A 23,779-nucleotide genomic window follows, 5' to 3' on the forward strand; every position below is an offset into this window, starting at 1 on the left:
ACATGCAGTTCACCGAACAGCACGACCAGCTGCGCGACACGGTCGCGAAATTCATCACCCAGGAAATCAATCCGCATGTGGAGGAATGGGAGAAGGCGGGCGAGTTTCCCTCCCATGAGGTCTTCAAGAAAATGGGTGATCTGGGCCTGCTCGGCCTGCGCTGGCCAGAGAAATATGGCGGCGCGGGGCTGGACATGTCCTACTCCATGGTGATGGCCGAGGAGCTCGGCCTGATCAATTGCGGCGGCGTGCCCATGGCCATTGGGGTGCACACCGATATGTGCACGCCGGCGCTGGCCAATTTCGGGTCCGAAGAGCTGTGCCGGGAATTCCTGACCCCCTCCATCACCGGCGATTATGTCGGCTGTCTGGGCGTGTCGGAACCAGGCGGCGGCTCGGACGTGGCGGCGGTGACCACGAAAGCGGTCTCCGACGGCGATGACTATGTCATCACCGGCGCCAAGATGTGGATCACCAACGGCATGAAGGCCGACTGGTGCTGCCTGCTGGCCAACACGTCGGACGGCAAGGCCCACGAGAACAAGTCCCTGATCATCGTGCCGATGAATGAAAAGGGCATCACGCGGCAGAAAATCCACAAGATCGGCATGCACTCGTCCGATACCGCGCAGCTCTTCTTTGATGAAGTGCGCGTGCCCAAGCGCAATCGCATCGGCGATGAGGGCGCGGGCTTCCTTTATCAGATGCTGCAATTCCAGGAGGAGCGCATCTATGGCGCGGCGTCTTCTCTCAAGGCACTGGACCGCCAGATCGACCTGACCATCGAATACACGCGGGAGCGCAAGACCTTCGGCACGCCGATCCTGGACAATCAGGTGGTCCATTTCCGCCTGGCCGAGCTGCGCACCGAGGTCGAGGCGCTGCGCTCGCTGACCTACCGCGCGGTGGAGGATTTCATCGCCGGCAAGGACGTCACCAAGCTCGCCTCCATGGCCAAGCTGAAGACAGGCCGGCTGTCGCGCGAGGTGTCCGACGCGTGCCTGCAATACTGGGGCGGCATGGGCTACACGGCTGACAACCCCATCGCGCGCGCCTTCCGTGACGGGCGCCTGGTCTCCATCGGCGGCGGCGCGGACGAGATCATGCTGGGCATTATCGCCAAGCTGGAAGGCACATTGCCCCGGCGCAAGAAACCGGTGGAAGGCAATGCCTGAGACCTGGGACACCCTCAGCGTCGAGACCCGCGCCGGCGTGGTTCATATCACGCTGAACCGGCCCGAGCTGCGCAACGCCATGTCGCTCGCCATGGTGGACGAACTGCTGGCCGCGCTTGAGGCGGCTGAAGGCTCGGGCGCCCGCGCCATCGTGCTACGCGGCGCAGGCGGACATTTCTGCTCGGGCGGCGACATCAAGGATATGGGCGCGGCGCAGAGCGCTGCGGGCGCAGACGGCGTGGATCCGGCGGCGCGGGTGAACGCGCGCTTTGGCCATCTGTGCAAAGCCTATGCAGAGACCGGCCTGCCGGTGGTCGTGGTCCTCGACGGGGCGGTGATGGGCGGGGGATTTGGCCTGGCCTGCGTCGCCGACGTGGCGCTGGCGCGCGAGACGGCGCTGTTCCGACTGCCCGAAACGGGTCTCGGCCTCGTGCCCGCCCAGATCGCGCCTTTCCTGGTGGAGCGCCTGGGCTATTCGCAAGCGCGCCGCCTGGCGGTCACTGGCGGCAAGATCGATGCGCGCGCCGCGCTGGCACTGGGACTGGTGCATGGCGTGTGTGACGGCGAGGACGCGCTCACTGAGTCGCTGGACGGCGTGCTCTCCGATATTCGCAAGGGCGCCCCCAACGCCATCGCCGCCACCAAACGCCTGATGCGCAAGGCGCGCCTGCACGATGCGGGTGATCTGATCGACGAGGCCGCGGCGGTGTTTGCCGCCGCCGTGAAAAGTGAAGAAGGCGCTGAAGGCCTGACGGCGTTTCTGGAGAAGCGGCCTGCGTCATGGGTGCAGGGATGAGTGGACGGACGGCGACGGCATACTTGTCCTCCCCCGCTTGCGGGGGAGGTGTCCGCGAAGCGGACGGANGGGGGRACGCCGCGTCCGCCCCCCTCGGCCCTTCGGGCCACTCCCCCCGCAAGCGGGGGGAGATGACAGCGCCAGGAGCCCCCACACCATGACCCCCCGCCTTATCCGCTCTGTGCTGGTGGCCAATCGCGGCGAGATCGCGGTGCGCGTGCTGCGCCACGCCAGAGCCAATCAGATGCGCACCATCGCGGTCTATTCCGACGCTGACGCCGGCGCGATGCATGTGCGCGAGGCCGATATCGCCGTGCGCATCGGTCCGGCTCCGCCGGCGCAGAGCTATCTTGATATCGAGGCGATCATCTCGGCAGCCAAGGCCACCGGCGCCGACGCCATCCATCCCGGCTATGGGTTTCTGTCAGAGAACGCCGCGTTTGCCCGCGCCTGCGAGGCGGCGGGGATCATCTTCATCGGCCCGCCGGCCGGCGCCATCGAGGCCATGGGCGACAAGGCCCGCGCCAAGGCGCTGCTGGCCCAGTCCGGTATTCCCATGGCGCCCGGCTGGCAGGGCGAGGACCAGTCTGACGCCAATCTGGCCAAACAAGCTGACGCCATCGGCTATCCCCTGCTGATCAAGGCGGTGGCGGGCGGCGGCGGGCGCGGCATGCGCGCCGTGCATGGCGCCGGTGAGTTCGCCGAGGCGCTGGCTTCGGCCCGGCGCGAGGCGAAATCAGCCTTTGGCGATGACGCCGTGCTGCTGGAGAAGCTCATCGAGCGGGGCCGGCATGTAGAGGTGCAGGTCTTCGCCGACACCCATGGCAATGTGCTGCACATCGGCGAGCGTGACTGCTCGGCCCAGCGCCGCCGCCAGAAAGTGGTGGAGGAAGCCCCCTCGCCCGCCGTGAGCCCCACGCTGCGCCACGCAATGGGTCAGGAAGCCGTCCGGGTGGCGCAGGCGGTGGGCTATGTCGGGGCCGGCACCGTCGAGTTCCTGCTGGACGCAGACGGCGCCTTCTATTTCCTGGAAATGAATACCCGCCTGCAGGTGGAGCATCCCGTGACCGAAGAGGTCTACGGAATGGATCTGGTGGGCTGGCAATTCCTCGTGGCGACCGGCGGCGCGCTGCCCGCCACCCAGGACCAGATGGAGCCTTACGGCCATTCCATCGAGGTGCGCCTCTACGCCGAAGACCCGCTCAACGGCTTCACGCCGCAAGCCGGCGACATCGCCTGGTTCGAAACCAAAGACGCCGAGCGCGAGGTGCGCATCGATACCGGTTTCGAAACCGGGGATGTGATCTCCACCGCCTATGACGCCATGGTCGCCAAAGTCATCGCCTTCTCGATGAACCGCGACGAAGCGATCGACCGGCTGCTCCTGGGGCTCGCCAAGGCGCCGCTTCTGGGGGTGAAGACCAATCGCGACTTCCTGATGCGCCTGATCGACAGCGCGGCCTTTCGCGCCGGCGCCATCACCATTTCCGACCTCGACGAGTGGGCGGGCGCAGGCGCGGGACCCTTTGCGCCCGCTGATGTCTCCACAGAGGCCGTTCTTGTCACCGCTCTGCTCCTGGCGCGACACGACGAAGGGGTGATCCGGTCCGGTTCGGTGACACGTTTCGCCCTGCCGCTTGACGCGGATGGAACACGCGTTGAGCCCATGGTGGAGCAGGCCGGACCCGGCGCGCTGACCGTCACGATGGGGGATAGCCGCCACGATATCCTTCTTCTGGAGCGTGACGGCCCGCGCCTGCGCTACCGCCTTGATGGCGTGGACCGGCGCTGCCTGGCGCTGCAGGACGTCGACGGCGCGGTGCATGTGGCGCTGAACAACCGCATCGCCGTGGTGCGTGAGCCAGCCTTGCTGGCCGGCGCGGGCGCGGCCGATCCCTCGCGCGTGACGGCGCCCGTGAGCGGCGCGGTGGTGGCAGTCAACGTGAAACCCGGCGACAGCGTGAAGGCGGGCGATGTGCTGGCGGTGATCGAAGCCATGAAGATGGAAATGCGCCTGACCGCCGCCGCCGATGGCGTGGTGGCCGCCGTGCACACCGCGCCGGGCCAGCAGGCGAATGGCGGCGCGCTGCTGATCGAACTCAAGCTTGAGGTAAAGCCATGACTGACAAAGCGGTTTTGACCTGCGCGCTCAATGGCGTGCTGACCAATCCCAAGACCCATCCTGTGCCGGTGACCCCGGAGCAGATGGCCGCCAGCGCGCGCGAGGCCTATGACGCGGGCGCCAGCGTCATGCATGTCCATTTCCGCATGCAGGAAGACGGCGTCGGCCATTTCCCCAGCTGGGACCCGGATGTGGCCGCGGCCATCATCGACGCCATCCGCAGCGCCTGCCCGGACGTGATCATCAACCAGACCACCGGCATTGTCGGCCCGGACGTGTCGGGCCCCGTCGCGTGCATAAAGCGAGTCAGACCGGAGATCGCCGCCTGCAATGCCGGCTCGCTCAACTATCTCAAACTGCGCAGCGACGGCAGCTGGGCCTGGCCGCCCATGGTGTTCGACAATCCGGTGGACAAGATTCAGACCATGCTCGACGCCATGGCGGAAGTCGGCGCCCACCCCGAGTTTGAGTGCTTCGATGTCGGCATCGTGCGCAGCGTGGGCATGTTCATCGAGAACGGCATGGCCCCGGCGGCGCACTACAACTTCGTCATGGGCGTCGCCTCGGGCATGCCGTGCGACCCTGACCTCTTGAAATTGCTCATCAAATACAAGCGCGCGGGCGATCCCTGGCAGGCGACCCTGATCGGGCGCGCGGAGATCTGGCCGGTTCACCAGCGCGTGGCGGAGCTGGGCGGGATGCTGCGCACCGGGCTGGAAGACACATTCTACCTGCCCGATGGCGAGCGCGCGCCCGGCAATGGCGCCCTCATCGAGGCGCTGGCGCAATGCGCGAAAAACGCCGGACGCGAGGTGGCGTCGCCGCAGGAAGCCCGTAAGATCATGGGACTGACGCACTAGACCCCGCCGTCATCGGACGGGGCGCGATAACGGGAGGTTGGCATGCAGGCGACGGCGAAGGACTTGCCGCGAATTCTGGACGGGCTGTTTCCCTCCACGCCGGCGCGGATGCTCGATCAGGCGCAGCGGCGGGGGGACGCGCCGGCCTATACCGCCTATGACGGCGCGAACTGGGTCTCGACCAGCTGGCGCGACTATGCCGATCAGACCCGGCAGGCGGCGCGCGCTCTGATCGCGCTGGGCTTCAAGGCCGATGATGCCTGCGCCATCCTCGGCTTCAACAGGCCTGAATGGACCATCGCCGCCATCGCCGCCATGATGGCGGGCGGGCGCCCGGCGGGCGTCTACTGGACCAGCTCTGAACCGGAGATCGCCTATATCCTCCAGCATTCGGAAAGCCCGGTCTATCTGGTGGAAACCGCCGAACAGGCGCGCAACGCCTTGGCGCTCAAGGCCGAATGCCCGAGCCTCACCCACATCATCATGATGCAGGGGCCAGAGCCCGCGCCCGATGGCGTGCTGAGCTGGGAGGCCTTCATGGCCAGGGGCGAGGCGCAATATGACGACGAAGTCAGCGCCCGGCTCAAGGCGATCAATGAAGCGACCATCGGCGCACTGATCTACACCTCGGGCACCACCGGTCCGCCCAAGGCGGTGATGCTCAGCCACGGCAATATCTCGTGGAGCGCGGGCATGCTGTCGGAGATGTTCAAGCACCGCGAGGGCGATACCGGCCTGTCCTACCTGCCCATCGCCCATATCGCCGAGCAGCAGGCGAGCGTCCACAATCACGTGGCGTCCGGCTCCAATCTCTATTTCGCCCGCTCCATGGAGACACTGGCTGAAGACCTCAAGGCCGCCCGGCCGACCGTGTTCTTTGGCGTGCCGCGGGTGTGGGAGAAATTCCAAGAGGCCCTGCGCGGGCGCCTCGCCGAAGCGACGGGCGCCAAGGCCAAAATTGCCGCCTGGGCCATGGGCGTGGCCAAACGCTATCACGAGGCGGACATCAATGGCGGCAATCCAGGCCCCCTCCTCAGCTTGCAGATGGGTCTGGCGCGCAAGCTGGTGCTGGGCAAGATCAAGGCGGCGCTGGGGCTCGACCGGGCGCGCATGCTGATCTCCGGCGCGGCGCCGATTTCCAAGGAGGTGCTGGTCTTCTTCACCAGCCTGGATCTCGTCATCTACGAAGGCTACGGCCAGTCGGAAACCAGCGCGCCCACCGCCTTCAACCAGCCCGGCGCGGTGCGTCTGGGGTCGGTGGGGCGCATGATCGACCATATGGAGGCGCGCATCTCCGAAGAGGGCGAGCTGCAGGTCAGGGGCCCCAATGTCTTCGCCGGATACATGAAGAATAACGAAGCCACCGAGAACAGCTTCACCCGGGATGGCTGGATGCGCACCGGCGACGTGGTGCGCATGGACGAGGACGGCTTCGTCTTCATCACCGGCCGGATCAAGGACATCATCATCACGTCGGGCGGCAAGAACATCACGCCGGCCAATATCGAGACCGATCTGATGAATGACCCGCTGATCGAGCATGCGGTGGTGGTGGGTGACGCCAAGCCCTACCTCACCGCGCTGGTGACGCTGAGCGAGGACGGGCTGGCCAAATTCGCCAAGGCCAAGGGGATGGATGCGGGCGCGGCGCGCGTCAGCGACGCCCTCACCGCCGCGCTGCAGACGGCGGTGGATGGCGTCAACAAGCGCTACGCCCGGGTGGAGAATGTGCGCAAATTCCGGGTCCTGCCCGCCGCCCTGACCGTGGAAACCGGAGAGCTGACCCCCACCATGAAGGTGCGGCGCAATGTGGTGACGGCGCGCAACAGCGCGCTGATCGAGGCGATGTACGCTGAAGGCCATGCCGGCGCCGATATCTGACGCCCCGCTGCCTGACCGCTGCGACGCCGTCATCATTGGCGCCGGTTTCGCCGGCATCGCCATGGGCCGCCAGCTGGATCGTGCGGGGGTGAGTGATTTCGTGATTCTCGAACGTGCTGACGGCGCCGGCGGCGTCTGGCGCGCCAACCGCTATCCCGGCGCGGCGTGCGACGTGCCGAGCCATCTGTATTCCTTCAGCTTCTTTCCCAACCCGGACTGGAGCCGGAAATTCTCGCCCCAGGCCGAAATCCTCGCCTATCTGGACCGCGCCGCCGACGCCTTCGATCTGCGCCGCCGCATGCGGTTCGGGTGCGCGGTCACCAGCCTCGCCTTTGATCAGGACGAAGGCCGCTGGCGCGTCACGCTGTCCGACGGACGCACGCTCTCCACCCGAACCGTGATCAGCGCCGTGGGCCAGCTGTCCGAGCCGGTGATCCCGGCCATTCCCGGCCTCGAGACGTTCGAAGGTCAAGTCGTGCACTCGGCTGAGTGGCCCGAGGACCTCGACGTGACCGGGCAGAACGTCGCCGTCATCGGCGCCGCGGCAAGCGCCGTGCAGCTCCTGCCCGAGATGGCGGAGCGTGCGGCGCACCTGACCGTGTTTCAGCGGACGCCCAACTGGATCATCGACAAGCTTGATCGCCAGTTCACCGCGCTGGAGAAGGCCGCCTTCCGCCACGTGCCCGGCTGGCATTGGCTTTACCGCACCGCCAGCTTCCTGATCCACGAAACCCGCTTTGCCGCCTTTCTGTCGGGCACGCTGGCAAATGCGTTTACCCGCTGGCGCATGCTGGCGCGGCTGAAGCGCGAGGTCCGCGATCCGGCCTTACGCGCCAGGCTGACACCGGATTTTGCGCCGGGCTGCAAGCGCATCCTGCTGACCAGCGAGTTCTATCCCACCCTGCAGCAGCCCAATGTCACGCTGGACGATAGCGGTGTGGCGAGCATCGGCCCGCGCGAGATCATTAATGGCCGGGGCGACCACGTCGCCGCCGACACGCTGGTGTTCGCGACGGGGTTCAAGGCGACGGAATTTCTGCCCACGATTTCAGTGACGGGCCGGGACGGGCGGGATCTGCGCGCCGTGTGGGGCGACAGCCCGCGCGCCTATCGCGGCGTGGCGGTTCACGGCTTTCCCAACTTGTTCATCCTCTACGGCCCGAACACCAATCTGGGCCACAACTCCATCATCTTCATGCTGGAGCGCCAAAGCGAATACGCCGCCCGGCAGGTGCGCCGCCTGATCGGCGAGGATTGGCGCACGCTGGAAGTCACCGCGCAGGCCGAGGCGCGCTTCAACTCGCGCATGCAGGCGCGCCTCGCCCGCACGGTCTGGGCGGAGGATTGCCCCAGCTGGTACAAGACGCGCGATGGGGTGATCACCAATAACTGGTCTGGCCTCGCCACCGGCTTTGCGCTGGCGCTGGCGGGCGGCGATGCTCAGGCCTGGTCGGCGGAGAGATGAGGCTTGAGCCAGTCTCTGGCGCGCTTGAGGGACGCATCGGCTTCGCTGATCAGCGGCGCAAACAGCTGGAAATCATGCCACATCCCGGCCCAGACCTCGCAATGCGCCTCCACGCCCGCAGCCTCCAGCGCCGCGTGCAGGCGCACCGAATCGTCGAGCAGGATCTCGTCCTCGCCCACCTGAATGAAGACCGGCGGCAGGTCTGTGAGGTCAGCATAGAGCGGCGAGGCGTCGGGATCGCGCGCGTCGAGGCGGCGCAGATACAGCTCCGCCCCGGCCTTGAGATTGCCCGGCGTCAGCATGGGATCGGCGCCGGCGCGGGTTTTCACGCTGTCGCCGGACAGGGACAGATCGGTCCAGGGCGAGATGAGATACAGCGCGTCCGGCAAGCCCCCGCCCGCATCACGCTGACGGATGAGGCTGGCCAGCGCCAGTCCGCCGCCCGCGCTGTCCCCGGCCAGCAGAAGCGGGCCGTCTTCTTCAGTGCAGGCGAGCGCCAGAGCGGCCGCCCCATCTTCCACCGCCGCCGGGCAGGCATGCTCAGGCGCCATGCGGTAATCCACCGACACGGCGCGCACGTTGAACAGGGCCGACAGGCGGGCCACCAGCGGCTTGTGGCTCTGGGCCGAGCCGCGCGAATACCCGCCGCCATGAAAGAACAGGATCAATCCCGGCTCCGGCTGGCGCGGCGTGAAGGCCAGAGCGGACAATCCGGCATAGCTGATGCGCTCGATCGCAACCCCTTTGGCCGCGGGCAGCCGGTCGCCGGCATGATCCATGCGCGCGCGCTGCACTTCGACAGAGGAGTCGCGCGACAGCGAGCTGCGCCCTACCTTGCGCGCCATGCGCCGGCCGAAATAGCGGCGCAGTCCCAGCCCGCCCTGCTTGCCGATCCGTTCCAGCATGAAAGTCTCCTGTCATGACCCTGATGGCCACACCCTTCACCCTGCCATGCGGCGTGACAATCGAGAACCGGTTGGCAAAAGCGGCGATGACCGAGGGCCTGGCCGAGCCGGGGGGCCGGGCGGGAGTGCGCATCGCGCGCGCCTATCGCACCTGGGCCGCTGGCGGGGCCGGGCTGCAGATCACCGGCAATGTCATGATCGACCGGCGGTTTCGCGAGCGTCCAGCCAATATCGTGGTGCAGGGTGAACAAAGCGCTGAAGCGATGGCAGGCCTCACCGCCTTCGCCGACGCTGCCAAGTCAGGCGGCGGCGCAGCCATCGCGCAGATCTCCCATGCCGGGCGCCAGAGCCCGAAAATCATTGCGCCAGAGCCGGTGGGGCCGTCCGCCGTGGCGGTTAAGCTGCCCGGCGGCGTCTTCGCGGCGCCGCGCGGTCTGACCGAGGACGAGATCACCGACATCATCGCGCGCTTCGCCCACACGGCGCGCTGTCTGACCGATGCCGGGTTTGACGGTGTGCAGGTTCATGGCGCCCACGGCTATCTGATCAGCGAGTTCCTCAATCCGCGCGTCAATCAGCGCGATGACCGCTGGGGCGGCGCGCTGGAGAACCGCGCCCGCCTGCTGATCGAGACCGTGCGCGCAGTGCGGCAGGCTGTCGGGCCATACAAAGTGGTGAGTGTGAAGCTGAATTCGTCCGACTTTCAGAAGGGCGGCTTCAGCTTTGAAGACTGTCTGGCCGTGGTGGCCTTGCTCGATGAGGAAGGCGTCGACCTGATCGAGATTTCCGGCGGCAATTACGAACAACCCAGCATGATGGGGCTGGAGGGTCTGGAGCCGGTGTTTGACCCCGGGGCGCGCGACAGCACACGGGCGCGCGAAGCCTATTTCATGACCTATGCCCGCGAGGTGATCGCGGCGGCCAGAACGCCGGTCATGGTCACCGGCGGGTTCCGCACCGCCAAAGCGATGACCGAAGCGCTGGAGGATGGCGTGGCGGTGATCGGTTTGGGCCGGCCGCTCTGCGTCGATCCGGACGCGCCGGCCAAACTGCTGCGTGGAGTGTGGGACTGGCTGCCCGCCTGGGAGACGCAGCTGAAAGTCCATCCGGTCTTCACCGCCGCCTTTCCTGACGAGTTGCGCCGCGTGGTGGAGGGCCTGGCATTGATGGCGTTTTTCTACCGCAACATATTGCGGCTGGGGGACGGCAAGACGCCCAAGCGCTCCATGAGCCTGATGGCGGCGCTGCTGGCCCACCAGATCACCGAACGAGAAGACGCCAGGAAGATGTAGCGTCCGCCAGCGTCGAACCTAGCGCCCGGCCCCGAACCCGCCGCGCCAGGCGCGTGCGCCGCCGACATCGGACAATGTGCTGGCCAGCGCCGACAGGCGCGGATCACTGGACCGGCCCGTGCTGTCAGACACCAGGGCGAAGGCGTCGGCGTGGCGGCTGGCGGCCATGGCCGCGCCATAGCGCGCCTCCACACGCTCCAGCCCCGGACGCTCCTCGGCCAGCGCATAGGCCAGCGCCGCGCGCAACACGTCGTGGGTTTCGGAATCGGCCAGCGGCGCGTCATCGCGCCAGCGCTCGCCCAGCATTGCCTCCAGGCGCCGGCCCGCTTCATCCCAGCGCCGGGTGTCCCAGGCGATGTCGGCGCGCAGGCGGTCGGCTTCGGGCGAGCGGTCGGAACTGATCAGCTCCAACGCCTGATCGGGGCGGTTGAGGCCCGCCAGCGCGCGCGCCTGGAGCATGCGCCGCGAGGCGACCAGATCACCTGGCAGGCCCGCGATGCGGGTGCGTTCGATGGCGTTCAGGGCCGCTTCCGGATTGCCGTCCATAAGATGGACCTGCGCCAGCTCCTCGGCGATCTGGGCGCGCGCCAGGCTCGTCATGGTCACGTCGGGGCTGAGCTGGTGGTCCAGCAATTGCGCCGCCCGGTCGAACAGGCCGATCTCCACCAGCCGGCGCGCGATGCGGCGCACGATGCGGTGACCGGACGGGCCCTGCGGCGTCAGCGCATGATTGTCGTACCAGAGCGCCAGCGCCTGCATGGGGTCCATGCGGTCAAACCGCTCGCCTTCGAACAGGCGGCGGAACTCCTCCTGCATGTCGACGCCCAGCTGGCGCGCCACGCGGCTGCCCGGGAAGCGTTCCTGGGCTGAGCTCATGATCGCGAAGGCTTCCTCATACCGCCCGGCCTGCGCATAGGCTGTGCCCAGCATGCCGGCCACCGCCTGCTCCACCTCGTCGCCGCGCCAGCGATAGAGGAGCCCCTCCAGCTGCACGGCGGCGGCATCCGCGCTGATGCGGTCATGGGCCATCTCAAGGCGGGTCTTCTCCAGCAGGGCGCGCGCCTGAATGGGCGTCCAGGGATCACTGTCCAGCGCCGCATAGCGCGACAGCGCCAGATCGATATCGCCTTGCGCCGCCGCCAGTCCCGCCAGCGCGACCGCCGCCTCGGCGCGGGCGCGCGGATCGGCCGGTTCGGCCAGAGCGCGGTCGATCCAGGCGTTTGCGCCCGCCAGATCCCGGCTGTTAAGCGCCGCGATGGCCGCCGCAGAAGACATGCGCGCCCGCCAGACCGGGTCCATGAAGAACAGCGCGTCACGCCCTTCCTCGAACAGGCGGCGCGCCCGGGGCCAGTCGCCGCGCTCCACCGCCAGCAGGCCCTGCCAGGGCCGCGCCGCGGCATCATTGACCAGCGCCGGGTGGGCGAAATAGCGCTCGGCCTCGCCCAGGCGCCCCGCCATATAGGCCGCCGCGCCGTGCATGGCGGCGATCTCGGGTGTGGTTTCGTATTCGGGCCGCAGCTGAACCGCGAGCTGGACGACCCCGGCGGCCTCCGTCGCCAGCTCCCAGCCGAGAAGAAAGCGCGCCAGCGCCAGTACGCTCTCGGGATCCTGCGCGCGCGCCTGACGCTCATGATGGCGCCGGCCTTCCATGAAGGGCTGATCACCGCGCCAGCGCTCGAAATCGAGGAAGCCTGGCGACACAGGGGCGTCCGAGCCCGCGGTCAGGGCCGGATCGGAGGCGCGCGACAGGGTCAGCCCGCCCGGACGCATCAGCTCTGCCCCGCCGGGCCGCGCGACCAGCGACAGGCCGTCGGACAGGGGTTGAACCGCCGCGCCATGGGTGGACGCAAGGATAACCGCATCGGCGAAACGGCGCTCTTCGGGCAGGCCGGTCATCCGCCCGTCCGCGGTCAGGACGAACAGCCGGTCGCCGACCACCGGATCGGCCAACTCGACCACGGAGCGCGCCCCGGACATCGCCATGCGCAAGACGGACGGGCGTCCGGCGCCGGTATCGCGCGCCAGGCGCACCGAATGCGGCGCCTCGGACAGGGAATCGGCGAGCGTGATCGTCCAGCCCGCGCCGGCGGCGCGTACCTCGGCCAGCGTCGCCGGCGCGGTTTCAAAACGCAGAGCGGTATGGTTCGGGCCGGACACGACGCGCGGGCTGCGCACGCGTGTCGACGGCGCGGCGTCCAGAGCACTCAAATCCAGCTCGGCGGCCGCGTCAAACACGATCCAGATCGCGCCGGCGCGCCGGAATACTGCTGCGCCCGGGAGCGCCGCCCAGGGGAAGTGCAGGCTCACCACGCTGCCTGGCGCAGGCTGCACGCGCACCTGCACGACGCCATCGTCAGGCACCGGATTGGTCCGCACCTCGATGGCAGGCAAATCCATATCCGCCCGGTCCGGCTCAACTGCGTCCGGCGTCACGTCCGCAGGCTCCGGATCAGGCGTTTGTTCGGACTGCAGGTCAGGCTGGAGCTCCACAGGCTCCGGCACGGCGACGCCTGGCGCCTCAGGCGCGGCGCCGTTGGCGTCAGCGAACGCCTGCAAGGCGGCCAGCGCCGCATTCGCGGCGGACTGGGTGCGCGCTGCATCCACGGTCAGCTCGCCCGGCGCATCGGACCAGGCGCGCAGGGTCGCGCCGTCTTCCAGACGGAAGACCAGGATGAAGCTCTGACCGCCATCGCGCTCGCGGCGCACCGATTGGATGAAGCGCGGCGGCGCGCCCAAAAGGTCGGAGAGATCAATCTCCGCCTCGCGGGCAAAGCGCAGGCGCATCTCCTGCGCGCTTTGCTCCAGCGTCCACTCAACGGGCTCGGGCCAGGTGAAGATGAGCCTCGACCAGTCGCTCGCCTCGCCCACACGCACGCTGGCGGCCAGAGGCGGCAGGGGGGCGGCGGCGGCCTCGGCAGCCTCTGCTGCGGCGGCCTCGCGAGCGGCTTGCGCCTCGCGCTGGCGAATGACGAAATCGCTGACGAAGGGGGCCAGCGCCGGAGCGCCGGGCGCGGCCAGATCCAGCGCGATGACATTGTGAGAAACCGAAACGCGCGGCTCGACGGCACGGTTCAGCGCCAGGCGCAGCGTGCGCCCGTCCGCGTCCAGCCGGGCCATGGCCACGATGTCCGGCAGCGCATCTCGCACCGCGTCCGCATCCAGAATCACCGGCTCGGACAGGCGCGCGACCAGAACCGCGCCGGCGGCCACATCGGCCTCGGCTGTCAATGCGCCGCCGGAACTTTCAGGCAAGGTGATCAACAGGCGCGCGGTGGCGCCGGTGCGCTCCACCGACACGCTGGCCGGGACCTGCGCTGTCGCGGCCCCCGCCGCCAGCGCCGCCAGGGCTGCGGCGATCAGGGCGCGCAGGTCAGTCCACCGCCGCGACACGTCGCGCCTCCATTTCTGCACGGGTCAGAGGCGGCTGGGCGCGCGCTGCCAGCAGGGTCGTCAGGTCGGCGACGAAGCGCGGATTGGCGGCCTCCATGATCTGCGAATAGCGACGCGCATTCATCTCCTGCAGCGCCGCGGCGATCTGGATCAGCGTGTCACGATCGGTGACCATCAAGGTCTCCAGCACCGGGGCCGCCGCTTCGGGCTCCATGGTGGCGTAGACCTGCACGATGGCGCCGAGCTGATTGTCACGCGCCGCGTTGAGGGTATCGACCAGCGTCTGGATATCGTCGCGCAGAGCGAGCAGCTGCACCTCGCGCTCGTCCAGGCGGCGCTCGGCGACGGTGATCAATTGCTCGCGCGTGTCGAGCTCGGCGGCGCGGCGGTCCAGGGCGCGCATGCGCTGGGCGACGCGGCTTTGCAGGTCCAGCTCGGCCTGGGAGGGCAACGCCATGGGCGCGGACTCGTCTGGCAGAGGCGGCAGAGGTGGCGGCGCTTCAGCGGACTCGTCAGGCGGCGCGGGTTCGTCGTCTGCGGGCGCGGGATCTTCGACGGCATAGGCGGACGCCTCGCCCAGCCAGGTGATCGCGCCGTCGGCGAGCGACAGGCCTTTCAGGGCCAGCAGCCCGGCCAGAACGACCGACAGGAGGAGGAGCGGACGGGCGGCGCGCATTGATCTTACCTCATCGCCTTGAGCGTCTCGAGACGGCGGCGCGCGTCATCGGCTTGCGGCGCAGCGGCGGCGCGCGGGGCACAGGTGCGTTGCGACCGCTCGGACAGGCGCGAGGCCTGCTCGTCAGCCCCGGCGCCCAGGAAGCGAAGCTCGTCACACAGGCGCCGGGCCTGTTCGACATCGCCCTTCAGGCTTGCGCCCTGCTCGCGCGCGGCCCGGTCCAGCGCGGCCAGGCTGGCGCGGGCGCGGTCCACGGCGTCATTGAGGCTGGCGATGGTCTCCTTGAGGCCGTCCTGCCCCTCGCGCAGCGTGCGCAGCCGGCGATCCACGCGCCAGCACATGATCGCGGCCGCCGCCAGCAGGAGACAGACCAGTCCTTCAAAAGCGAAAGCTGCGAGCGTCATGTGAACCTCATTACCGATTTGCGGGCGGCGGACGAGAGCGGGGCGTCGAGCCGCACGCCGATATTGTGGCCAATGCGGCCCATACGCCCGTGGGTCAGCTGAATCGGGCCACACCGCAATTCAATCGCGCCGTCCGGGCCGGTATCGAGCAGGAGCGTGTCGCCCACTTTCAGCTTCATCACCTCGCCGAGAGGCTTTTGCATCTCGTCCAGCACGGCGGCGACTTCGACCTTGGTGGACCACAGCTCGGTCGCCAAATGGCTTTCCCAGATATTGTCGCGCCCGAACTTCTCGCCCATGAACTGCTGCAGCAGCATTTTGCGGATCGGCTCCAGCGTGGCGTAGGGCAGCAGCATCTCGATGCGGCCGCCGCGGTCTTCCATGTCGATGCGCAGCTTGACCAGGATGGCGGCGTTGGCCGGGCGGGCGATGGCGGCGAAGCGCGGATTGGTCTCGACCCGGTCGAGATCGAAATCCACCTCGGTCAGCGGCGCAAAAGCGGCGCGCGCATCATTGAGCACCACTTCGATCATGCGCTGCACGAGCGTGCGCTCGATGGTGGTGTAGGGCCGTCCCTCCACACGCATGGCCGAGGTGCCGCGCCGTCCGCCCAGCAGCACGTCCACGATGGAATAAATGAGATTGGAATCCACTGTCAGCAGGCCGAAATTGTCGAGCTGGCGCGCCCGGAACACCGCCAGGATCGCGGGCAGCGGGATGGAGTTGAGGTAGTCGCCAAACCGGATGGAGGAGATATTATCAAGGCTCACCTCCACATTGTCCGAGGTGAAATTGCGCAAGCTCGTCGTCATCAGCCGCACCAGGCGGTCGAAGACGATCTCCAGCATGGGCAGGCGCTCGTAGGACACCAGCGCCGAGTTGATGATGGCGCGGATGCCCGAGCGCTCATTGGTTTCGTCGTCCGAAACCGAGAAGCCGAGCAGGGAGTCTATCTCGTCCTGATTGAGGATGCGCTCCTGGCTCTGACCGTTCTGGGCCGGCAGGGAGGTCTGGGACTCGTCCCCGACCATCGCCTCCCATTCAGACGCCAGCGCGTCGCCGTCTTCAGGCGCGCCGCCGGATGCGCCGGCGTCGGGCTGATCGCCCGCAGCGTCCGCCTCCCATTCGGCGGCCATGGCTTCCTGATCGACGTCGCTCACAGCCCGTTTCCCCGCTATTGCATCATGAATTCGTCGAACAGGACATCGTCCACCTCGAGCGGGGCGATGATCAGGTTCGTGCGGCGCACCAGCTCGGCCTTGAAGCGGAAATGCCCCATGGAGCCGTCCAGGTCTTCAGGGCGCAGCGTGCGCAGAAATTCCAGGTAGCTGTCTCTGAGCACCTGGCGGCGCATCGGATCGGCCAGCTGCTCGGCCACGCGGGCATCCTGGTACGCCACCTGGAAGGATACGATGATGGTGGTGCGCCGCCCGGTCCCGACCAGAGAGACGGTGATCGGCTCGTCCAGGGGCGAGGCGGTGGCCATCCGGTCCATATAGGTTTGCTGCTCAAGCGCGGCGGTTTCAGCGGCTTCGGCCGCGGCCACATCCACCTCGTCCTCGCCGCCGCCCAGCAACAGCAAGGCGCCCGCGACGCCCGCGAGAATGAGGATCACCGCCGGCAGGCCGATAAACAGGGCCAGCTTCTTGATATCAGGCTTGGACTTGCCGGCTTCGCCTTCAGCGCCGTCCGCCTCGCCCTCTTTTTCCACATCCTCGGCCATGGCCTGCTCCTGTCGCGGCGCAATTGCGATCAACGGGCATTAACCGCCGCTGCGGTTAACGATTCGTTGGGAAAGCGCGTTCACCCGGCAGTTATTGCCGCCTTGTGCACACCTGAGCGGCAAGCCTGCACCATCTGATCAAGGCGGCCCACGGCCTGCCTCAATGAAATCAATGCATTAACCATGGCACGAGGCTTGCGCCAGCGATCAGGAACGGCCGCCAAGAACCCGCGGCTGGGGCTCAACGCCAGAAGGAGAGGCGCCCCATGGACAATGCGATGCTCATCGGTCTGTCGCGCCAGCTCACGCTGCGCCGCGAGATGGACATCACGGCCAACAATATCGCGAACATCAACACGGACGGCTTCAAGGCCGAGCGCGTGATGCTGGAATCGCGCGAGACCCGCCGCGCGCGCCACGAAGACGGCCCGCCGCAGGTGCAGTTTGTCGGCGAATGGGCCATGGCGCGCGACTTCACCCAGGGCGCGCTGACCTCCACCGGGCGCCCGCTGGATCTGGCGCTGGACGGGCCGGGCTTCTTTGTTCTGGAAACCCAGGCCGGCGATCGCTTCACCCGCGACGGGCGGTTCACGCTCAATGCCCAGGGCGAGCTGACGGCGTCCGACGGCGCGCGTGTGCTGGATGAAGGCGGCGCGCCCATCGTGCTGGACCCGAACGCGGGCCCCGTGCAGTTCGGCACAGACGGCGTGCTGATCCAGAACGGCAATCCCGGCGCGCGTCTGGCGCTGGCCGTGTTCGAAGCGCCGGGCCAGCTCTCCAAGATCGGCGACAACCGGTATGCGGCGCCCGAAGACGCCGCGCGCCTCGATGAACGCCCGGTTGTGCGCCAGGGCTTCAGCGAGAGCTCGAATGTCCGCGCCATCCTTGAAATGAGCCGGATGATGGAGGTCAGCCGCGCGTATCAGTCGGTGACCCGCATGATCCGCGACGCCGACGAACTGAGCCGCAAGGCGATCGAACGCCTTGGCCGGCCGTAATTTTCCTTAAGCTGGAGACTGCATCATGCGCGCCCTGTCCACCGCCGCCACCGGGATGGAAGCCCAGCAGCTGGCCGTTGAAGTGATCGCCCACAATCTGGCGAACATGAACACCACGGCGTTCAAGCGCCAGCGGGCCGAGTTTCAGGATCTGCTCTACCAGACCCTGCGCCAGCCCGGCGCGGCCTCGTCTGACGCCGGAACTATCGTGCCCACCGGGGTGCAGGTCGGCCTCGGGGTCAATGCCGGCTCGGTCTACCGCATCACCGAACAGGGCAGCCTGTCCCAGACGGCCAACCCCTATGACGTCGCCATTTCGGGCGACGGCTATTTCCGTATCCAGCTGCCCAATGGCGGCGAGGCGTATACGCGGGCGGGCAATTTCTCCCTCAGCCCTGAGGGCGAGCTGGTGACGTCTGACGGTTACCGGGTGGAACCCGGCATCGTGGTGCCGGTGGAAGCGCGCCAGATGGTGATCAACCAGCAAGGCCAGGTTCAGGCCCTGCTCGACGGCGAGGCCGAGCCGCAAGTGGTGGGCCAGCTGGAGCTGGTGATCTTCGCCAACGAGGCAGGCCTCGAACAGATTGGCGGCAATCTGCTGCTGGAGAGCGCAGCCTCCGGCGCGCCGCAGCCCGGCGTGCCGGGCGATCCCGGCTTCGGCGTGGTGCGTCAGGGCTTCATCGAAAGCTCCAATGTGGACGCCGTCACCGAGGTGACCGCCCTCATCCAGGCCCAGCGCGCCTACGAAATGAACGCCCGCGTCATCAGCGCCGCCGACGAGATGCTCGCCGCCTCGTCGAACCTGCGCTGAGGATTAGGAAAGGCACGCCATGACCCGCACCCTCGCCCTGCTCTCCGCGCTCGCCGTCCTCTCCCTTGCCGCGCCGCCCGCCGCCGATGCGGACGAGGCGCGCACGGTGATCCTGAAAGACCGGCTGACCACTCTGGATGGCGTGATCACGCTGGGCGATCTGTTCGACGGCGCCGGCGAGGCGGCGGACGCCATTCTGGCGCGCGCGCCAGCGCCCGGTCAGCGCGTGTCGCTGGATCCGGCCTTTATCCGCGCCGAGGCCGCGCGCCACGGCCTCAGCTGGGCCAATGCGGGCGGCGTGATGCGGGTGACCGTGGAGCGCGCCGCGCGCACGGTCAGCGCCACCGATATCGCCCGCCTGATCGAGGAAGCCCTGTACGTGGAAAGCGGCCAGGCCCATCTGGTGGAGCTGTCCAACCGCACCCAGACGCTTCACGCCCCGCTGGACAGCGCGGGCGGGCCCGAGCTGGTCAGCCTGGAGCATGATGCGCGCGCGGGTCTGTTCCGCGCCGAGATCGCACCCTGGCCGGGCGCCGCGCCCGAGCGCGTCGGCGGCCGGGTCCAGCCGGTCAGTGATGTCCCGGTGCTGACCCGCGCCGTGGCCCGCGGCGATGTCATCACCGACGACATGGTGCGCTGGGAGCGGCTGGCGGCAGGCCAGGTCCGCCCCGACACGCTGATGAGCGCCGACGCGCTGGTCGGCCAGGAGGCCCGCCGCACACTGCGCGCCGACACGCCGCTGCGCGCCCTGGACCTGCAGGCGCCGGTCCTGATCAATCGCGGCGACACCGTGCAGCTGGTCTATCAGGCCGGCGGGCTGGTGCTGACCGCGCGCGCGCGGGCGCTGGACAATGCGTCCGAGGGCCAGACGGCGCGCTTTTTGAACCTTCAATCCAACCGCACCATCGACGCGATCGCCGAGGCGCCAGGCCAGGCCCGGGTCGCGTCGGGTCCCACCTTCACCAACTAGGAGCCAGCCGCCATGCGCGCGACCTTGATGAACACCGCCGCCGTCACGCTCGCCGGCGTCCTGTTAACCGCCTGCGCGGCCACCGACCGGCTGTCCTATGTCGGCCAGCCGCCGCCCCTGTCGCCGATGGACAATACGGCGGTCCTGACCGGCGCGGTGAGCAGTGCGGGCATGACGCCGGCGCAGATCGACGCAGCGCGCGCGGCGCGCATCCAGCAGCTGATGGCCGAGCGCGCCCACCAGCGCCGCAACGTCAATTCGCTGTGGAGCGCCAATACGACCACCTTCTTTGGCGATCCGCGCGCCGCCCATGTGGGCGATATTCTGACGGTGACCATCGAAATCTCTGACCGCGCCCAGGTGCAGAACCAGACCTCGCGCGCGCGCCAGACCTCGGAGCGCTCCAACCTGACCAATTTCCTCGGCGGCGAAGCCGCTCTGGACGCCATCTTCAACGACGCCATCGATCCGGCGAATTTGACCCGCTTCGGGTCCGATTCCTCCACGCAAGGGTCCGGCAGCGTCAACCGGTCGGAGACCATCTCCATGACGGCGGCGGCCATCGTCGTGGACGTGTTGTGGAACGGCAATCTGGTGATCCACGGGCGTCAGGAAGTGCGCATCAACAACGAGGTGCGCGAGCTTTTGATCTCCGGCATCGTGCGCCCGCAGGACATCGCGGCGGACAATACGATCGAGCATCGCAAGATCGCCGAAGCGCGCGTCTCCTATGGCGGCCGCGGCCACATCTCCGAAATGCAGCGCCCGCCGATTGGTCAGGAAGTTTATAACCTTCTTTGGCCATTCTAGGGGCATGCCAACCAGCGCCCTCCAGATTGAACGCTTTGCCCTTGATGGCGCCAATGTGCTGTGCATCCGCACGCGCGGACGCAATTCCGTGGCCGAAAGCCGGGCCAATGCGCCGCGCCTGTGCCAGCGCCTGACCGAGGAAGGGCGCGACGGGCTGTTGCTGGATTACAGCGACTGCGCTTTGGAGCACACCGTGCCGCAGTTCGCGTCAATTGCGGAGATTTTCGCCGAGCACCTGCCCAGGCAGGTGGTCATCGCCTACGTCTACAGCACGGCGAATATGATGCATGCGATGATGATGACGAAAATGCTGCACAAGGCAGGCTTTAGGTCCCGGTGCTTTGCCGACTGGAGTGAAGCCGAGGCCTGGATGCGCGCCCAGCTCAGCTGAGGCGTGGCTCAATCGTCGCGGTGGACGCGCTCGGAGCGCTCATGGCGCTCCTGGGCTTCCAGGCTGAGCGTCGCCACCGGGCGTGCGTCCAGACGCGCCAGCGAGATGGGCTCGCCGGTCTCTTCGCAATAGCCATAGGTGTCATCCTCGATCCGGCGCAGGGCCGCATCGATCTTGGCCACCAGCTTGCGCTGGCGGTCTCGGGCGCGCAGCTCGAGCGCGCGGTCAGTTTCGGTGGAGGCTCGGTCAGCCAGATCAGGCAGCGCGCCGATATCTTCCTGAAGCGCGGACAAGGTGGAGCGGCTCTCGCGGATGATCTCATCCTTCCAGGCCGACAGCTTGCGCCGGAAGTATTCCTTCTGGCGCGCATTCATGAAGGGCTCGGCTTCGCTGGGTGCGTAGCCCTTGGGCAGCTCGATCGAGGACTCGGTCACAGCCATATCAGCACCTCCCTGCATGCCCTGCCTTGAGCGCGCCGGAGCATATCCAGCAAGCCCTTCAAGTCAATCGGCCAACTCTCCTCGCGCGCAAGTTTGGCGCCAGTGTGAATTTTGCAAGGCAGGAGAGGCGCTTGAACAGTGATCACCCGTGCCGGCCGTGCTTGGCCAGCTCCACCGCGGCGCGGATTTCGACCTCGTCAAGCACGGCTTCAAGGCGCGGATCGCTGGTATTGTCGCGCTGGGTCTTCACCGTCTCCATGAGGCGCACCAGCGTGTCGCGGGGCAGAGACCCGTCCAGAAGCGCCAGCTTGAGATCGTCGAGCACGTCCAGAATGGAGAAGGCGCGCTCGGTGGCGCGCTTGCGCGCGCCCTGATAATCGCCCGCGCCCTGCAGCGCCATCAGCGCCTCGATGGAGTTGACCGGGCCGGCCCCGCTCACGCCGGAGGCCGCGCCGGACGCCGACGACGACGCCGCGCTGTCAGGCGCAAAGCCTTGTCCGGACCCGGCGCCCGGCTTGCGGCGAACCGGCGAGGCAGGCTGAGTGCTGCGCGGCGCGTTGACTTTCATGGCGGGACCCCGGACGCAAATCGTCAGGCAGAAGCTGGCTTAACCTGGGTTAACGCGCGATTAAGCCCGGCCCGTATGCCGGGCAGAATTTGCCTAATCGCGGCCGGACCGGCAGATAGCGCCGGCCCGTGCAAATTCAAGCTACTGATTTAATGCGGTATTTCTGACGTTAACCTTGGCACGCTTTTCGCAGGTCCGCGTACAGGAGCCTGCCGGAGTTGCGTGCGCCATGATGAGACTAGTCAAAATCCTGACCGCCCTCGCCTTGTGCGCCAGCCTGTCGGCGGCGGCCCACGCCAATCCGCGCATCAAGGACATCGCCGATGTGGAGGGCGTGCGGAGCAACCAGCTGGTCGGGTACGGCCTTGTGGTGGGACTGGACGGGTCGGGCGATACGCTGCGCAATGCCGCCTTCACCCGTCAGGCCATGAACTCCATGCTGGAGCGCTTCAACATTAATGTGCGCGAAGCCGATCTGCGCACCGGCAATGTCGCTGCCGTCATGGTGACGGCCGAGCTGCCGCCCTTCTCCATGCAGGGCACGCGCATCGACGTCACCGTCTCGGCGCTGGGCGACGCCAGCAGCCTGCAGGGCGGCGTGTTGATCGCCACCCCGCTGGTGGGCGCCAACGGCGAAGTGTTCGCGGTGGCCCAAGGATCGGTCGCGGCGGGCGGCTTCGCCGCGGGCGGTCAGGCTGCGACCGTGACGCGCGGCGTGCCCACCACGGCGCGTATCGCCAACGGCGCCGTGATCGAGCGCGAGATGGAATTTGATCTGGCCGGACGCGACGAGATCCGCCTGTCGCTGCGCAATCCCGATTTCACCACCGCCCGGCGCATGGCCGACACCATCAACGCCTATCTCGGCTCCGGCGTGGCCTCGGCGCAGAACCCCTCCACCGTGGCGCTGACCCGGCCTGCGAGCTTTCGCGGGGACATGGTGTCGCTGATCGCCGATGTGGAGCAGCTGCGCGTGCAGACCGACATGCGCGCCCGCGTCGTGATCGACGAAAGCACCGGCACCATTGTGATGGGCGATAATGTGCGCGTCTCCACCGTCGCCATCGCCCAGGGTGGTCTGACGGTCACGGTCTCGGAAAGCCCCATCGCCAGCCAGCCCGCCCCCTTCTCGGACGGCGAAACGGTGGTGTTGCCGCGCACCGATGTGTCGGTGCAGGAAGACATGCGCGAGATGGGCGTGCTGCAAGGCACGGTGACGCTGCGCGAACTGGTCGACGGGCTCAATGCGCTGGGAGTCAGTCCGCGCGATCTGATCACGATCCTGCAGACCATCAAGGCCGCCGGCGCGCTGCAAGCTGATATCGAGGTGCTGTGATGGACGGCCTGCTCGACGCCCAGATGCAGGCGGCCATGCTGTCGGCGCGCTCTGCGCCGGGCGGCGCTCAGGCCCGTCAGGCCCGCACGCCCGATCAGCTGCGCGCCACGGCGGAAGACTTCGAATCCGTGTTCCTGGCCCAGGTGCTCGAAGCGATGATGGGTGAGACCACCCAGTCGAGCTTTGGCGGCGGGCCCGGCGAAGCGGCGTTCAGCTCCATGCTCAATGAAGAATACGCCAAGGTGATCACCCGGGCCGGCGGTATTGGCCTGGCCGATTCCCTGGCGCGTGAAATGCTCAGATATCAGGAGGCCGGATCGTGACCACCGAGCTCGCCGCCCAGACCCCGACCGAACGCGCCGAAGCGATGATCCGCCTGACATCGCGCCTGACAGTCCTGTTGGAACAGGAAACCGACCTGTTCGAGGCGCGCCGCCCCCATGAGGCGGTTCATCTGCAGACCGAGAAAATGCGCCTGGCCACGCTCTACCGCGCCGAAACCCAGCGCGCCGCGCGCGAACCCGAACGTCTTGCGGGCTTGGCGCCGGCCCTGAAAGGCCGGCTGCGCACGGCGACCGAGCACTTCAACGCTGCCCTCTCGCGCAATCACGCCTCGGTGGAAGCGCTCAAAGTGCTCACCGAAGGCCTGGTGCGCGCCATCGCCGAGGAGGCTTCGCGCCAGAAACAATCCCAGGCGGGATACGGCCCGTCCGCCGCCCGCTACGGCGCCGTGGGCGCGCTGGCGTGCAATCAGACGGCTTGAGCC

General features: G+C 67.7%; 23 protein-coding genes. 15 read left to right on the forward strand and 8 right to left on the reverse strand.

The genetic code is table 11. The features are described 5' to 3' along the window. Positions 1-2: 2 nt before the first annotated feature. The 6 genes from L2D01_12210 (at position 3) to L2D01_12235 (ending at position 8,299) form a co-directional block, all read left to right on the forward strand. Complete coding sequence (locus L2D01_12210) at positions 3-1,175, forward strand: acyl-CoA dehydrogenase family protein (protein ID WBQ09645.1); 1,173 nt, start codon at positions 3-5, stop codon at positions 1,173-1,175. Continuing rightward, on the forward strand, positions 1,168-1,971 hold the full coding sequence (locus L2D01_12215) for an enoyl-CoA hydratase-related protein (GenBank protein ID WBQ09646.1): 804 nt from the start codon (positions 1,168-1,170) through the stop codon (positions 1,969-1,971). The genes L2D01_12210 and L2D01_12215 overlap by 8 nt, the downstream gene beginning before the upstream one ends. A 157-nt stretch (positions 1,972-2,128) precedes the next feature. Continuing rightward, positions 2,129-4,093 (forward strand): DUF2118 domain-containing protein, encoded by a 1,965-nt coding sequence (locus L2D01_12220; GenBank protein ID WBQ09647.1) that lies wholly within the window; start codon positions 2,129-2,131, stop codon positions 4,091-4,093. Then, a complete protein-coding gene (locus L2D01_12225) occupies positions 4,090-4,953 on the forward strand; it encodes a 3-keto-5-aminohexanoate cleavage protein (protein ID WBQ09648.1) in 864 nt (287 codons plus the stop codon). Before L2D01_12220 ends, L2D01_12225 begins: the two co-directional genes overlap by 4 nt. A gap of 42 nt (positions 4,954-4,995) precedes the next feature. Further along, complete coding sequence (locus L2D01_12230; protein WBQ09649.1) at positions 4,996-6,834, forward strand: long-chain fatty acid--CoA ligase; 1,839 nt, start codon at positions 4,996-4,998, stop codon at positions 6,832-6,834. Then, on the forward strand, positions 6,815-8,299 hold the full coding sequence (locus L2D01_12235) for an NAD(P)/FAD-dependent oxidoreductase (protein ID WBQ09650.1): 1,485 nt from the start codon (positions 6,815-6,817) through the stop codon (positions 8,297-8,299). Before L2D01_12230 ends, L2D01_12235 begins: the two co-directional genes overlap by 20 nt. On the opposite strand, the gene L2D01_12240 is transcribed toward L2D01_12235, so the two are convergent. Then, positions 8,275-9,204, reverse strand: a complete 930-nt coding sequence (locus L2D01_12240) for an alpha/beta hydrolase (protein ID WBQ09651.1) — start codon at positions 9,202-9,204, stop codon at positions 8,275-8,277. The genes L2D01_12235 and L2D01_12240 overlap by 25 nt on opposite strands. A gap of 14 nt (positions 9,205-9,218) precedes the next feature. Between L2D01_12240 and L2D01_12245 the strand changes: the two genes are divergently transcribed. Then, on the forward strand, positions 9,219-10,496 hold the full coding sequence (locus tag L2D01_12245) for an NADH:flavin oxidoreductase/NADH oxidase family protein (GenBank protein WBQ09652.1): 1,278 nt from the start codon (positions 9,219-9,221) through the stop codon (positions 10,494-10,496). A gap of 18 nt (positions 10,497-10,514) precedes the next feature. Here the strand turns inward: L2D01_12245 and L2D01_12250 are convergent, their stop codons facing one another. Genes L2D01_12250 through L2D01_12270 form a run of 5 tightly spaced genes read right to left on the reverse strand, consistent with a single transcriptional unit; the run spans position 10,515 to position 16,689 of the window. Next, the gene (locus L2D01_12250; GenBank protein WBQ09653.1) at positions 10,515-13,886 is read right to left on the reverse strand and encodes a hypothetical protein; all 3,372 of its coding nucleotides are present in this window, start codon (positions 13,884-13,886) and stop codon (positions 10,515-10,517) included. Further along, positions 13,867-14,562, reverse strand: a complete 696-nt coding sequence (locus L2D01_12255) for a hypothetical protein (GenBank protein WBQ09654.1) — start codon at positions 14,560-14,562, stop codon at positions 13,867-13,869. Before L2D01_12255 ends, L2D01_12250 begins: the two co-directional genes overlap by 20 nt. 5 nt (positions 14,563-14,567) lie before the next feature. Continuing rightward, a complete protein-coding gene (locus L2D01_12260; GenBank protein ID WBQ09655.1) occupies positions 14,568-14,966 on the reverse strand; it encodes a DUF6468 domain-containing protein in 399 nt (132 codons plus the stop codon). Beyond that, positions 14,963-16,126 (reverse strand): flagellar motor switch protein FliM, encoded by a 1,164-nt coding sequence (gene fliM / locus L2D01_12265; protein ID WBQ09656.1) that lies wholly within the window; start codon positions 16,124-16,126, stop codon positions 14,963-14,965. The genes L2D01_12260 and fliM overlap by 4 nt, the downstream gene beginning before the upstream one ends. Positions 16,127-16,140: 14 nt before the next feature. Next, on the reverse strand, positions 16,141-16,689 hold the full coding sequence (locus tag L2D01_12270) for a flagellar basal body-associated FliL family protein (protein ID WBQ09657.1): 549 nt from the start codon (positions 16,687-16,689) through the stop codon (positions 16,141-16,143). A 266-nt stretch (positions 16,690-16,955) separates the two neighbouring features. Between L2D01_12270 and flgF the strand changes: the two genes are divergently transcribed. From flgF to L2D01_12295, 5 genes are read left to right on the forward strand one after another with little or no spacing between them, the layout of a single operon-like run. Further along, entirely contained in the window at positions 16,956-17,687 is a 732-nt protein-coding gene (gene flgF, locus L2D01_12275; GenBank protein WBQ09658.1) for a flagellar basal-body rod protein FlgF, read from the forward strand. A gap of 25 nt (positions 17,688-17,712) precedes the next feature. Then, on the forward strand, positions 17,713-18,498 hold the full coding sequence (gene flgG, locus L2D01_12280) for a flagellar basal-body rod protein FlgG (protein WBQ09659.1): 786 nt from the start codon (positions 17,713-17,715) through the stop codon (positions 18,496-18,498). A gap of 19 nt (positions 18,499-18,517) precedes the next feature. Beyond that, on the forward strand, positions 18,518-19,468 hold the full coding sequence (flgA, locus tag L2D01_12285; protein WBQ09660.1) for a flagellar basal body P-ring formation chaperone FlgA: 951 nt from the start codon (positions 18,518-18,520) through the stop codon (positions 19,466-19,468). Between the two features lie 12 nt (positions 19,469-19,480). Next, the gene (locus tag L2D01_12290) at positions 19,481-20,278 is read left to right on the forward strand and encodes a flagellar basal body L-ring protein FlgH (protein ID WBQ09661.1); all 798 of its coding nucleotides are present in this window, start codon (positions 19,481-19,483) and stop codon (positions 20,276-20,278) included. Positions 20,279-20,282: 4 nt separating this feature from the next. Continuing rightward, complete coding sequence (locus tag L2D01_12295; protein ID WBQ09662.1) at positions 20,283-20,669, forward strand: hypothetical protein; 387 nt, start codon at positions 20,283-20,285, stop codon at positions 20,667-20,669. A gap of 8 nt (positions 20,670-20,677) precedes the next feature. Here the strand turns inward: L2D01_12295 and dksA are convergent, their stop codons facing one another. Both dksA and L2D01_12305 read right to left on the reverse strand, forming a co-directional pair. Beyond that, positions 20,678-21,109 (reverse strand): RNA polymerase-binding protein DksA, encoded by a 432-nt coding sequence (gene dksA, locus L2D01_12300; GenBank protein ID WBQ09663.1) that lies wholly within the window; start codon positions 21,107-21,109, stop codon positions 20,678-20,680. A gap of 142 nt (positions 21,110-21,251) precedes the next feature. After that, the gene (locus L2D01_12305; protein WBQ09664.1) at positions 21,252-21,677 is read right to left on the reverse strand and encodes a flagellar assembly protein FliX; all 426 of its coding nucleotides are present in this window, start codon (positions 21,675-21,677) and stop codon (positions 21,252-21,254) included. 229 nt (positions 21,678-21,906) lie between these two features. Here L2D01_12305 and L2D01_12310 point away from each other — a divergent pair, with 229 nt between their 5' ends. From L2D01_12310 to L2D01_12320, 3 genes are read left to right on the forward strand one after another with little or no spacing between them, the layout of a single operon-like run. After that, on the forward strand, positions 21,907-23,013 hold the full coding sequence (locus L2D01_12310; GenBank protein WBQ09665.1) for a flagellar basal body P-ring protein FlgI: 1,107 nt from the start codon (positions 21,907-21,909) through the stop codon (positions 23,011-23,013). Beyond that, the gene (locus L2D01_12315) at positions 23,013-23,336 is read left to right on the forward strand and encodes a rod-binding protein (protein WBQ09666.1); all 324 of its coding nucleotides are present in this window, start codon (positions 23,013-23,015) and stop codon (positions 23,334-23,336) included. The genes L2D01_12310 and L2D01_12315 overlap by 1 nt, the downstream gene beginning before the upstream one ends. Further along, positions 23,333-23,776 (forward strand): hypothetical protein, encoded by a 444-nt coding sequence (locus L2D01_12320; GenBank protein ID WBQ09667.1) that lies wholly within the window; start codon positions 23,333-23,335, stop codon positions 23,774-23,776. The genes L2D01_12315 and L2D01_12320 overlap by 4 nt, the downstream gene beginning before the upstream one ends. Positions 23,777-23,779 lie beyond the last annotated feature (3 nt).

Source organism: Hyphomonadaceae bacterium ML37 (assembly GCA_027627685.1).
Taxonomy (GTDB): domain Bacteria; phylum Pseudomonadota; class Alphaproteobacteria; order Caulobacterales; family Maricaulaceae; genus Oceanicaulis.